At 69.0% G+C, this 12,305-nt stretch carries 12 protein-coding genes and 1 tRNA gene; 6 read left to right on the top strand and 7 right to left on the bottom strand.

Annotation, left to right across the window (positions count from 1 at the left end; all coding sequences use genetic code 11):
- Positions 1-104 precede the first annotated feature (104 nt).
- The 4 genes from AB0K21_RS40880 to AB0K21_RS40865 all read left to right on the top strand — a co-directional run bounded on the left by AB0K21_RS40880 (position 105) and on the right by AB0K21_RS40865 (position 4,084).
- Positions 105-290: a hypothetical protein gene (locus tag AB0K21_RS40880; RefSeq protein ID WP_364157916.1), complete on the top strand. Its 186-nt coding sequence runs from the start codon at positions 105-107 to the stop codon at positions 288-290.
- Positions 291-760: 470 nt separating this feature from the next.
- Entirely contained in the window at positions 761-2,146 is a 1,386-nt protein-coding gene (locus AB0K21_RS40875) for a selenium-binding protein SBP56-related protein (RefSeq protein WP_364157913.1), read from the top strand.
- 11 nt (positions 2,147-2,157) lie between these two features.
- Positions 2,158-2,784: a hypothetical protein gene (locus AB0K21_RS40870; RefSeq protein ID WP_364157910.1), complete on the top strand. Its 627-nt coding sequence runs from the start codon at positions 2,158-2,160 to the stop codon at positions 2,782-2,784.
- 55 nt (positions 2,785-2,839) lie between these two features.
- Positions 2,840-4,084 (top strand): serpin family protein, encoded by a 1,245-nt coding sequence (locus tag AB0K21_RS40865; protein WP_364157907.1) that lies wholly within the window; start codon positions 2,840-2,842, stop codon positions 4,082-4,084.
- A gap of 14 nt (positions 4,085-4,098) precedes the next feature.
- Here AB0K21_RS40865 and AB0K21_RS40860 read toward each other — a convergent pair whose 3' ends face one another.
- Positions 4,099-4,890: an SDR family oxidoreductase gene (locus AB0K21_RS40860; protein WP_343977084.1), complete on the bottom strand. Its 792-nt coding sequence runs from the start codon at positions 4,888-4,890 to the stop codon at positions 4,099-4,101.
- Between the two features lie 61 nt (positions 4,891-4,951).
- A complete protein-coding gene (locus AB0K21_RS40855; protein ID WP_343977087.1) occupies positions 4,952-5,692 on the bottom strand; it encodes a class I SAM-dependent methyltransferase in 741 nt (246 codons plus the stop codon).
- 104 nt (positions 5,693-5,796) lie between these two features.
- On the opposite strand from AB0K21_RS40855, the gene AB0K21_RS40850 reads away from it, so the two are divergent.
- On the top strand, positions 5,797-6,618 hold the full coding sequence (locus AB0K21_RS40850) for a MerR family transcriptional regulator (protein ID WP_364157903.1): 822 nt from the start codon (positions 5,797-5,799) through the stop codon (positions 6,616-6,618).
- Here AB0K21_RS40850 and AB0K21_RS40845 read toward each other — a convergent pair.
- Positions 6,602-7,039, bottom strand: coding sequence for an SRPBCC family protein (locus AB0K21_RS40845; RefSeq protein ID WP_364157900.1), 438 nt, complete (start codon positions 7,037-7,039; stop codon positions 6,602-6,604). The genes AB0K21_RS40850 and AB0K21_RS40845 overlap by 17 nt on opposite strands.
- Positions 7,040-7,320: 281 nt before the next feature.
- Complete coding sequence (locus AB0K21_RS40840) at positions 7,321-8,238, bottom strand: YegS/Rv2252/BmrU family lipid kinase (RefSeq protein WP_343977096.1); 918 nt, start codon at positions 8,236-8,238, stop codon at positions 7,321-7,323.
- A gap of 166 nt (positions 8,239-8,404) precedes the next feature.
- Here AB0K21_RS40840 and AB0K21_RS40835 point away from each other — a divergent pair, with 166 nt between their 5' ends.
- Positions 8,405-8,902: a hypothetical protein gene (locus AB0K21_RS40835; RefSeq protein WP_343977099.1), complete on the top strand. Its 498-nt coding sequence runs from the start codon at positions 8,405-8,407 to the stop codon at positions 8,900-8,902.
- 328 nt (positions 8,903-9,230) lie between these two features.
- On the opposite strand, the gene AB0K21_RS40830 is transcribed toward AB0K21_RS40835, so the two are convergent.
- The 3 genes from AB0K21_RS40830 to AB0K21_RS40820 all read right to left on the bottom strand — a co-directional run bounded on the left by AB0K21_RS40830 (position 9,231) and on the right by AB0K21_RS40820 (position 12,255).
- Positions 9,231-9,303 (bottom strand) — tRNA-Ala (locus AB0K21_RS40830).
- Positions 9,304-9,322: 19 nt separating this feature from the next.
- Positions 9,323-10,753, bottom strand: coding sequence for an MFS transporter (locus AB0K21_RS40825; RefSeq protein ID WP_343977102.1), 1,431 nt, complete (start codon positions 10,751-10,753; stop codon positions 9,323-9,325).
- Between the two features lie 272 nt (positions 10,754-11,025).
- The gene (locus AB0K21_RS40820; RefSeq protein ID WP_343977105.1) at positions 11,026-12,255 is read right to left on the bottom strand and encodes an MFS transporter; all 1,230 of its coding nucleotides are present in this window, start codon (positions 12,253-12,255) and stop codon (positions 11,026-11,028) included.
- Positions 12,256-12,305 lie beyond the last annotated feature (50 nt).

Here is a 12,305-nt window from a genome sequence, read left to right as displayed (position 1 = left end):
CGCAGGCGCCGACGGCGCACCCGGACCCGAAGGACCCGCAGGACCGCAAGGACCTGAAGGACCCGCAGGACCCGCAGGCGCCGACGGCGCACCCGGACCGGTAGGTGCTGACGGCGCACCCGGACCCGAAGGACCGCAAGGTCCCGAAGGACCCGCAGGACCTGAAGGACCCGCAGGCGCCGACGGCGCACCCGGACCCGCAGGACCGCAAGGTCCCGAAGGACCCGCAGGACCGCAAGGGCCGGAAGGCCCGCAAGGACCGCCCGGACCTCCCGGATCGGGAACTTTGAGTACCTCGACGAGCAGGCCGCCGGTTGTCAGGACGCCGATCATCACTGTCCCGGTCATCTGGACTCCCATGCATGTCTGCACTCCTACGAAAATCTGCTGAGGTTCTCCAGGGGGCTCGTGACACAGGTCGACTGACACCTCCCAGCCCAGTGGTTCGCTCCGAAGGTCTCTAGGAGCAAGAAAGTGGCCTTCGGGAACGGTTGCGTAGGACAGGTGGCCGTCGACTGACAGATAGAACCGACAGACGGAGAGGTACGGGGCGATGACGCCCCGTACCTCTCCGTCTGTCCGCCCCCTACCGGAAGTCCTCACGCCCGCGGGGCGTCTCCACTTCCGTAGGACAGCGAATCGACACCGCCGGGCGTCGCAGCCTTCCACTCCGATTACGCGATATGCCCCCTGGACAGCGGGAAGTTTTCCTACAAGATTAGTTGGATATTGGTTCCGGCTACGAGTCCAGGAGTTCACTGTGCCGCTCATCCAGCCTGACCCCACCTTCTACCCGTCCGCCCGCGAGGCCATGCTGGCCCCTCCGGAGGAGCTCGCCTACGTCGCCCTCCTCGACCCGGCCGGCGACGGCCGGCCCGATGGGCTCGCCACGATCGACCTCTCGGACGGAACGATCATCGATGTGCACGACATGTCCGTCCCCGGCGACGAGCTCCATCACTTCGGCTGGAACGTGTGCAGCGCGGCCCTGTGCCCGTACGCGCCGCACCCGCACGTGGAAAGGCGCTATCTGGTCCTCCCCGGCCTGAGGTCCAGCCGGATCTACATCTTCGACGTCAAGGACGATCCCCGGCATCCCAAGCTCGTCAAGACGATCGAGCCGGAGACGGTCTTCAAGAAGACCGGCTACAGCCGCCCGCACACCGTCCACTGCGGCACGGACGCCATCTATGTCAGCGCACTCGGCAACGTGAACGGCGACGCGCCCGGCGGGGTGTTCACTCTCGACCACGACACCTTCGAGCCAAAAGGCCGCTGGGAGTCCGACCGGGGGCCACAGCGGCTGCACTACGACTTCTGGTGGCATCTCGGGCATGACACGATGATCACCAGCGAGTGGGGGACGCCCAACCAGATCGAGCCGGGCCCTTCGTTGGAGCTGTTGGTCGGCCGACGGTACGGTCACCGGCTGCACGTCTGGGACCTGGCCAGGCGCAGGCATCTCCAGGAGATCGACCTGGGTGACCAGCATCAGATGGCCCTGGAGCTCCGGCCTGCCCACGACCCGACCAAGACCCACGGCTTCGTCAACACGGTGATCAACGTCGAGGACCTGTCGGCCAACATCTTCACCTGGTACCTGGAGGACGGTCTCTGGAAGGCCCGCAAGACGATCACAATTCCAGCCGAGCCCGCCGACCCCGACCTGCTGCCCGAACCACTCAAGCAGTTCGGCGCGGTACCGCCGCTGGTCAGTGACATCTCTCTGACCCTCGACGACCGGATCCTGCTCGTCTCGGCCTGGGGCACCGGCGAGCTCAAGGCGTACGACGTCTCCGACCCGTTCGCGCCGCGCGAGACCGGCTCTGTCCGAATCGGCGGGATCGTCCGGCGCGACGCCCACCCTGCCGCCCCTGACCGGGCGCTGAACGGGGGGCCGCAGATGGTCGAGGCCAGCAGGGACGGGCGGCGGGTCTACTTCACCAACTCGCTCTACCGGTCCTGGGACGACGTCTTCTACCCCGACGGCATCTCCAGCTGGATGGCGAAGGTGGACATCGCCACCGACGGTTCGATCGCACTCGACCCCGGTTTCTTCGTCGACTTCGCCGCCGACGGCCGCCGTGCGCACCAGATCCGCCTGCAGGGCGGCGACTCCTCCTCCGACTCCTACTGCTTCCCCTGAAGGCTCGCCCGATGGATCTGACGTCCCTGCTCGTCCTGGCCGGGCTCGGCGCCTTCCACGGCCTGAACCCCGCCATGGGCTGGCTCTTCGCGGTCGCGCTCGGCCTGCAGGAGCGCTCGCGCGACGGAGTCCTACGAGCGCTGCCGCCCATCGTGTTCGGCCACGCGGGCTCGGTGCTGATCACCCTCGGGCTGGTGTACGCGGCACGGCTCGCCGCCCCGCCGAAAGCGGTCTCGTACGGTGTGGCGGCCGTGGTGTGCGCCTTCGGCCTCTGGCGGCTGCTCAGACGGCGCCACCCCCGTTGGGTCGGCATGAGGGTGACGAGGTGGCAGCTGGCCGGATGGTCGTTCCTGATGGCCACCGCTCACGGAGCAGGCCTGATGGTGCTCCCGGTCACCCTGCGCGGCGGGCATGAGGGACATGGCGGCCATGGCGGCCATGACGCCACCGCGCTGGCCTCGCAGAGCCTGCTGGCGACCGGGGCGCACACGCTGGCCATGCTGGTGACGACCACTGTCCTGGCCCTGGTCGTCTACGAACGGCTGGGGGTGGCGGTGCTCCGCAAGGCGTGGTTCAACCTCGACCTCGCCTGGGCCGTCGCCCTCATCGGGGCGGGCGCCTTCGCCGCACTCACCTGACGTCACCCGCCACGCCGAAGGTGAACCGCCGTGCGGCGGCATGCGTTCTAGAAGCATGCGCCGACTGTTTCCCGCCCTGCTGGCCGTCGCCGTCCTGTCATCGTGCGCCATCGCCGAGCCCAACGTGATCACTGCTGAGGGGGTGCGGCGGGAGGTCCCGGACAACCCTCCGGTCGCGGAGACCGTGCATGGTCTGACGTCCTTCGGACATGCCCTGTTCACCGCGACCACGAGCCCGGGGGGCAACGCCGTCCTGTCACCCTTGAGCATCGGTTACGCCTTCGGCATGGCGAGGGCGGGGGCCGCCGCGGACACCGCCACCGAGCTCGACACGGTCTTCGGCTTCCCCTCCGCGGGACCGCATGCCTCGCTCAACGCGCTCGCCAGGCAGATCATCACGACCGAGGACCCGCCGCCCCCTCCCGCCCCGGGCGCGGAGCGGGATGCCCGGGACGCCCCCGCCCCTGCGATCGTGAGCATGGCCAATGCGCTGTTCACCCAGGAAGGGTTGAGCGTCAGGGCGGAGTTCCTGCGCACGCTCGCGGCACAGTACGGCGTGGGTGTGCACCAGGTGGACTTCACCGGGGATGGCGCCAAGGTCATCGACGCCTGGGCCGAGGAGCGAACAGCCGGGCGGATCAGGAAGGTGTTCGACAAGCTGAGCCCACAGACCAGGCTGGTCATCGCCAACGCCGGCTACCTCAGGGCCGAGTGGACGACGCCGTTCACCGAACCGGCCGAGGAAGGCGTCTCCTTCACCCGCGCGGACGGCACGACCGTACGTACGGCCCTGATGCGCCGCGACGGCGGCCTCCCGTACGCGGCGGGGCCCGGCTGGCAGGCCGTGGAGTTGCGGTACGCCGGCGGTGACCTGGCCATGTGGGTTCTCGTACCGCGAGCGGGCGGTTCTCCCGGCGATCTGCTCTCCCCCGCCGTGATGGCACGGGTGGCCGCCGAGCTCAGGGAACGGCCGGTGCGGCTCGCCATGCCACGCTGGGACTTCTCCACGAGCCTGGACCTGGCGGAGCCGCTCGGGAGGCTGGGACTGCGGGGGACCGACTATTCGGGCATCACCGACGGCGCCTCTCTTGAGCAGGCCGTCCACCGCGCCGACATCACGGTGAACGAGTGGGGCACCGAGGCCGCCGCCGTCACCGGCCTCGCCTTCACCGTGTCGGCCCCTGCCCCGCCCGAGGCAGAGGTCCGTGCCGACCACCCGTTCGCCTTCGCGATCGTCCATCGGCCGACGCTGACCCCGCTGTTCATCGGCCAGGTCGGCGATCCGGCCGCCAGGAGCTGAGCCGGCCCGGACGATCACGCCCGCAACGAGTCGACGAAATACGCCATTCCGGTCAGCCAGCGGTCGGGGTCTTCTGCCTTGCGCCGGACGAAACCGGCCACCTCGGGATGCGGGAAGATATGGAACCGCTCGGCGGCGAGGCCCTCGACCACCACGTCGGCCACGGCCTCGGGGTCGAGGACGGATCCCGACGCGCCCGCCGCCCTCGCGCTGAGATGGTCCGCGGCGACGCCACGCTCGAACATGGCGGTGCGCACGCTCTGCGGGCAGAGCACGCTGACCCTGACACCCCTGGTCGCGTAGTGGATGGACACCCACTCGGCGAAGGAGATCGCCGCCGACTTGGTCACGGCGTAGGGGGCGTCTCCGGGGCAGCTCACCAGCCCGGCCGCCGAACAGGTGTTGAGCAGGTAGCCCTCACCGCGCTCGACCATCCCGGGCACGACCGCGCGCGCCGCGTAGACGTGGGCGAGGACGTTCACCGCGATCGTCCGGGTCCAGTCCGGGCTCGTGGCGTCGAGCCCGCGGCCGGTGGTGACGCCGGCGTTGGAACAGAACAGGCCGACCGGGCCGAAGGCACTCTCGGCGGTGGTGACCAGGCCGCGTACGTCCTCCTCGACCGACACATCGGCCCGTACCGCGACCGCCCGGTCACCGATCTCCCTGGCCACCGCGGTCGCGCCCGCCGCGTCGATGTCGGCCACGACCACGCCGGCCGCACCCTCCGCGGCGAACCTGCGGACCATCGCCCGGCCGATCCCGCTCGCGGCCCCGGTCACCACCACGACCTTGTCCCGCACCCGCATGCAAGCTCCCTCGAACCGACCAGCCGGTCTCTGGGAACCTATTCCTACCCGTCAGTAGCCGTCAACGACGGCGCAGCACGAAGACACCCCAGCCCAGGTGTCGCCTGCCGTACTCGACATGCGAGCGGCGACAGCGCTCCAGGAAGCCGCGCACCCCCTCGACGTCGGGATCGTCGGGGTTGTCACGCAGCCAGTCGCTCAGCGTCCACCACTGGCTCGCCACGTAACGGTCCCAGCTGTCCTGGTCGGCGAGGACCATCTCCAGCACCTCGACCCCCGCCGCCTCGAACCTGTCGAAGGTCCCCGCCAGCGAGGTGAAGTCGTCCGGCCCGAACCCGAACGACTCGTATGCCGCCGCGGGCGGCTCGGAGTTCCAGTACGGCTCACCTACGAGCAGGATCCCGTCCTCCTTCAGCGGGGGAAGCATCAGCTTGACCGTCCCCTCCAGCCCGTTGCCGATCCAGGTCGCCCCCAGGCAGGACACGACGTCGAACGTCCCCGGCTCCGCCGGGTAGGCTCCGGCGTCGCCCTTCACCAGGCGTACGCGATCGGCCACCCCGAGCTCCCCGGCCCTGGCACGCGCCGCGTCGAGGAAGACGTCGCTGATGTCCACCCCGACCCCTTCGATTCCGTGGGCGAGAGACCACTGGCAGAGCATCTCCGCCTTGCCGCAGCACAGGTCGAGCAGGCGGGTTCCCCGCCGGAGCCTGGCGACCTCGCCGAGCAGCGCCAGCTTGTCGTTCGTGAACGGGTTGAGGATGCGGTGACCGCCCTCGGCGATCTCGTGAAAACGCAGTGACATGACCGCCATGTTTCCCAGGTGGGAAGAGCCGGACAACCGGTTATCCGCGGGGGGGATCCGGGGTTGCGGCTGACACGGTGTCAGCCCCTATACCTGAAGGCACCATGTTCAGCATAGGAGAGTTCGCCCAGCTCGGCCGCGTGTCGGTGCGCATGTTGCGCCACTACGACGCGATCGGCCTACTTCAGCCCGCCCATGTCGACCCGGCCGGTCACCGCTTCTACCGGGCCGGCCAGCTGTCGCGGCTCAACCGCGTCGTCGCCCTGAAGGATCTCGGCTTCACCCTGCACCAGGTCGGTTCGATCCTGGACGAGCGGGTCGACGCCGCGGAGCTTCACGGGATGCTGCGGTTGCGCCGCGCGGAACTGGAGGAGCGGATCGCGGCGGACGCGGCACGGCTGATCCGGGTTGAGGTAAGGCTCACGACAATCGCCAAGGAAGGTCACATGCACCCCGAAGAGGTTCTGCTCAAGCCGATCCCCGCGACCCGCGTGGCGGAGCTCACCGCCGTCGCGGCGAGCTACGACGCCGAGGACATCGGCCCCGTCATCCAGCCGCTCTTCGACGACCTGTGCCGCAGGGTCGAGACCGCCGGAGTGAGGATCACCGGTTACGGCATCGCCCGCTACGAGCCGGAGGCCGACGGCCGGGTGACCGTGCACGCCGGTGTGGAGGTCTCCGCGGAGGCGGGCGACGACCACGACTTCGCGATCGTGGACCTGCCGGAGATCGAGTCGGCCGCCACGATCATTCACCGTGGCTCGATGGAGCAGACGGGCCCGACGTTCCAGACGCTGGCCCACTGGATCGACGAGCATGGCTACCGGGGCGTCGGGCTCGCGCGGGAGGTCTCCATCGACTGCCCACCCGACGACCCTGACAACTGGGTGACCGAATTGCAGCTGACGGTCACGCGCGCGCGATGACCAGATCGCTGAGGCGGCGGACATCCTGCTGGAGCTTGTGGTTGAGCGCGTGTCCGAGAAAGGGGGCATACAGGCGCCGCAGGCCGCGGAACCTGACTCTGAGGCGAACGGTCACCAGGCAGCGGTCGCCGCCCAGCGGCACGACCGACCTGCCGCCCTCGGCGTCGATCCCCGAGATCGTCCGCCAGGCGAACTCCCTCCCGGGAGTCACCGAGGTGACCACGCTGCCGGTGTAGTGGACACGGCCCCTGAAAGTGATGAACTCGTCCGTGGTGGTGCCCGGGACGACGAGGCCCGGCGGGTCCGGCGCCATGGTGGTCACGCCCGCGCGCCATCGGGGATCCTGGCCGAAGTCGGCGATGATCTGCCATATCTCGGCGGCCGGACACGCTATCTCGATCGACACATTCAGTTCGATCACAGCTCGTACACGATCCCTGCCGGACCCTCGGACCTCGCCCGCAACCGGGTTCGGGTGGCATGTGAGCGAACACCGGAACGGACCCGCCCGGGGCGGCCAGGGCCGTCGACCTCCGTCCAATGACTACTGGTCATTGCCGCTCTTTTCCATCAAGCGATTTAGTCGACAAACCATATCGAATCTGCATTTGTTATGAATGTTGACCAAAAGGGAGAATCGGCGGAGACCTGACGCCTGTCCCCGATCCTTGGTCCACGGTGACCGGGATCGGGGATCGGGGATCACAGCTGTTCGGAACCGGTGGACTCGGGGACGCGGATGGTGACGCCACCGGGCACGACCTTGGCCTTGAGCTTGGTGACGGCCCCCTTGGCGCCACCGTCCAGCTCGTAGGTCATCGGGGAGCCGAACCTGGCGGTGATCTTGCGAGCCCGGGTCATCCGGACGAACGGCGAATCCTCGGACCGCCCCGCGCTCATCCGGCCGAGCACGCGGGCCCACTGGATCGGCCCGTTCGCGGTGGTCACGCCGATCTCCAGCCATCCGTCGTCGGGACGCGCGTCGTCGAACGCCTCGATGCCGCCGGTGATGGTGCCGACGTTGCCCAGCAGCAGACAGCTGGCCTCGCCCTCGAACCACGTCACCCCGTCGATCCTGACCTCCATCGGCACGAGCTCCCCGCGCACGTGACGCAGGCCCGTCCAGACGTACGCCGCACGTCCCAGGCGGTCCTTCAGCCCCCGGTCGGCCTCCTCCATCATCGCCGCGTCGAAACCGACCCCGGCCATGACGGCGAAGTGCTCCCCGTTGACCTTCCCCAGGTCCAGCTTCCGGTTCTCACCGTGGAACGCGACGTGCACGGCCTTGGGCAGGTCCTCGGGGATGCCCAGGTTCTGCGCGAAGAGGTTGCCCGTTCCCGCGGGGAGGATGCCGACCGTGACGCCCGAGCCCGCGATCGCGTCCACGCAGCGCTGCACCATGCCGTCACCGCCCCACACCAGGATCAGGTCGGCGCCCTCCTTCAGCGCCTTCCGCGCCTTCTTCGGCGCCTTCTTGCTCTTGGGCACCTCGTACCAGAGCAGCTCGCCGACTCCCTCGTCGGCGAGGAGCCTGCGCAACTCGTCCAGCCCTCCACCGAATGACTTCCGCTGGTGAGCGATTACCGCGACCGTGCCGACCTTCTGCTTCCGGGGCAGCATCTGACCTCCTGTAGCACCCTGCCGGATACGCTGACGGCTGCCCTCGCACCGGAGCGGCAAACGTCGCGCACCCCCAGCTCGCACCTGGTTTCCTCGTTTCCCGGCTGCTCGTCCGGTTCGGTCAATCGGTGATCAACCGGTCCCGGAAGTCACTATCGTCACAACCATGGAGCAACTGGCGTTCACCTCGACCACCCTGGTCAACTTCAAGGACAGGACCTACCGCTGGGTGGACGTGAAGCACTTCCGTATAGTCCCCGGACAGGACGACGAACCGCTGCTCACCGCGCTGCTCTCGCACCAGCTGTACCGGGACGACTACCTGGGCCCCGACTCCTGGAAGGACGGTGGGTCGGTGCACGGCCCCTACCGCCTCGACGCGCTCTCGACCGCCTCCTTCGAGGGCGTCGACGCGGAAACCGCCTCCGCCACGATCCGCACCTGGGCCGACAGGTACACCGATCTTCCCGAGACCGTCGCCCACGACCTGGAGAGCGAGGTCTACCGGCTGATCCGCGCGGCCACCTCCCTCTACCGCCTCCGCGACCTCGACGAGGCGGACCGCGACGACGACCTGGGATGGATCCTCGGCGACTTCCACGAGCTCGTGCTGATCGACCGGAACGAGGGCTCCCTTGCCGTCGTCGTCGCCTCCGACGACTGACCCGGCCCTCCGCACACGTTCGGCTCTCCGGCCCGCGGCGAACGCGAACACACGGCCGAGCACCTGGGCCGATACGGAGACCGGACAACGTACGGCACGCCCCGAACGAAGCGAAGCGTCCGGGGGTGCGGGGGGCAAAGCCACCGCCTCGGGGGTCACTCCCCCGTGCGAACGACGAAGGGGCCCGCCGGAAGCAGATCTCCGTCTGCGAACAGCGAACCCCGGTCACCACATCGGGGGGCTCGGGGGTCACTCCCCCGTGCGAACGACGAAGGGGCCCGCCGGAAGCAGATCTCCGTCTGCGAACAGCGAACCCCGGTCACCGAAGTGGAGCTATGGGGATTCGAACCCCAGACCTCCTCCATGCCATGGAGGCGCGCTACCAGCTGCGCCATAGCCCCTTGCGATGCAGATGAAATCTTAACCGACTTCTGACACCCCTCGCGCCATCATTCCGGACACGAGCGCGATGGCCGCCGACCCCAGGGCGCTCGCGGTGATGATCCCGAAGGAGATCACATAGGCGTCCCGGGACGGGATGGCGGTGCCGGCGATGGTGATGGAGGTGAGGAGCGCGGCGGTCGCGGCGCCGGAGAGGCTGCCGCCGATGGAGCGGACCAGGGAGTTGATACCGCTGGCGATGCCGCTCTGGTCCCTGGGCACGTGCTGCACGGCGAGCGCGCCCAGCGCCGCGTAGGCGATGCCGAAACCCAGCCCCTGCACCGCGTTGGCGCCGACCAGCTGGAGCACCGAGTCGTTGAAGAGGGTGAACCAGCCGAATCCGATCGCGCACAGGCCCGCGCCGAGAGCGAGGGAGTAGGCGGGACCGAACCAGGCAGAGAGACGGCCGGCCATGAAGGAGGAGAGCAGCATGGTCACGGTGCTGGGCAGGGCGTAGAGACCGACGTCGAGGACAGATCCCCCGAAACCATACCCAGCGGACGGGGGTGTCTGGATGAAACTGGAGATCAGGGCGAAGGAGCCGAACATGGCGAAGCCCAGGAGCAGCGAGGCGAGGTTGGCCGGGAGGGAACGGCGGCCGACGAGCAGGTGGAGCCGTACCATCGGCGCCCGGAGCCGCAGCTGGCTGAAGACCCAGACGGCACCGAATCCGCCCGCGCCCGCGAACAACCGCAGGACGGCCCCCGAACCCCAGCCCCAGTCGTTGCCCTTGGAGATCGCCAGCAGCAGGCAGACGAGCCAGGCGGACAGCAGCGCCGCGCCGATGAGGTCGGGGCGGCCTCCGGCACCGGTTCCGCCACCGGGGGCACTCAGCACGATGAGGACGATCGCGATCACGCCGAGACCCGCGGTGATCCAGAAGACCGGGTGGTGGCTGGGGGTGCGGTCGGCGATCAGGCCGGTGACGATCATACCGAGGCTGCCGCCGACGCCCATGGTGGCGCTGACCACCCCGATGGCCGTCATGACCCTGTCGGACGGGAAAGTGTCCTTGATCATGCCGATGGCCAACGGCACCAGCGCCGCCGACGCGCCCTGCAGGGCCCGTCCGGCGATCAGTACGGGAAAGGAGCCGGACAGGGCACAGACCAGCGAGCCCAGGACGAGCAGGCCGACCGTGAACAGGATCATCCGCTTCTTGCCGTACATGTCGCCGAGGCGTGACAGCAGCGGCGTGGCCACCGCGGCGGCGAGCAGCGAGGCGGTGAAGACCCAGGTGACCTCGGCCACCGACACGCCGAAGGTGGCCATCAGCCGGGGCAGCAGCGGGATGACCACGGTCTGCTGGACGGAGACGACCATTCCCGCCGCGGAGAGCGCCACCAGGGTCAGCCAGAGATGTCTGCCCTGCTGGGCGGTACCCGGTTCGGCGACGATCGTTCCCGTCACTGCACACTCCTTCGCTGCCGGCTTCTGTTCTCGCATGGTAAGGCGCGGCAGTAAACAGCCGTTTACCGGGCTATGTCACACCGAAGGGCCGTGACGTGTACGCCCCTGTGGCCGTTGAGCGTTTCGAAGGACACCGCGACCTGCCGGCCGGGGTCGCCCACCGGATCCCGGGCGGCGTGACCGACGCCGAAGACGTGGTCCAGGAGGCGCGACCGCGCCGGCGCGGCCTGTGCCGCCCCCGAGAGGGCACAGGCCGCGCCGGCGAGGGAGGGTCAGCGCGTTAGAGCCCGCTCGTCCTCCAGGTAACTCGGCCGCCCGGCGTACCAGCCGGCCACGAACTGCACCGCGACCACCCCGAGCAGCAGCAGGAACGGCAGCGTCCAGCCACCGGTCGACTCGTGCGCGAAGCCGATGACCAGGGGCCCGGCGCCCGCGATGAGATATCCGGTGCTCTGCCCGAAGGCCGACAGCGCGGCTGTCGCATCGGGGGTGCGGGTGCGCATGGCGAGCATGGTGAGCGCGAGCGGGAAGGAGCCCATCCCGATGCCGACCAGGCTCGCGAAGAGCCACGCCAGGCCGACGGGCGCGAGCCAGAGACCGAGGAAACCGGCGACGTAGAAGACCACGAAGACGGCGACCACGGGCCGCTGGTCGGAGAACTTCGACGCCGCCCAGGGCACGAGGAGCGAGATCGGGATACCGATCGCGGTGAAGACGCCCAGCACCAGACCCGCCTGCCCGCTGCTGTAGCCACCATCGATGAGGATCTTCGGCAGGAAGCCGAACATGATGTAGGCGACCATGCTCTGGGTGCCGAAGTAGGCGGCGACCGCCCAGGCCAGCCTGCTGCGGAGCAGGGCACGAGCACTCGTTCCCTCGCTCGCGCCGCGCCGCTCCGGCTCACTGCGCGCGAGCGCAAGCCACGGAATGGCGGCAACGGCGGCGAGCGCCCCCCACACTCCGAGGGCAACGTGCCAGTTGCCGTCGGTGGCCTGCTGGATGGGCACGGTCGCGGCGGCCGCGAGCATCGTGCCCACCGCGAGGGCCGTGGTGTAGACGGTGGTCATGGTCCCGGCCCTGCCGGGGAAGTGGCGCTTGATCAGGCTGGGGATGAGCACGTTGCCCACCGCTCCGCCCGACAGCGCCAGGGCACTGCTGTAGAGGAACACCTCGGCCGAGTCCACCATCGAGCGGATGAGCAGGCCGGCGCCCAGGGCGATGAGGGAGAGAAGCAGGAGGCGGTGTTCGCCGACCTTCCTGGCCAGCGCCGGGGTCACCGCTCCGACCGAGGCGAAGATGAGCACGGGGAGCGTGGTGAGCAGCCCGACTCCGAGGGTGGTCATGCCGAGGCCGGAGGTTATCTGGTCGAGAACCGGCCCGACGCTCGTGACGGCGGTGCGCAGGTTCAGCGCCGCGAGAACGATTCCCAGCACGAGCAACCAGGCGAGAGATCCTGTCGTTCCACCGGTGCGGCCCCTGGTCTGATGGGTTAGCACGCTCATGCTGGTTTCAGTCCTCCTCAGTGGTTTCATCCAATCGTAGGATGATTGGC

Source organism: Streptosporangium sp. NPDC049248 (genome assembly GCF_040678965.1).
Taxonomy (GTDB): Bacteria; Actinomycetota; Actinomycetes; order Streptosporangiales; family Streptosporangiaceae; genus Streptosporangium; species Streptosporangium fukuiense.
This window is presented reverse-complemented; position numbering and strand designations above follow the sequence as displayed.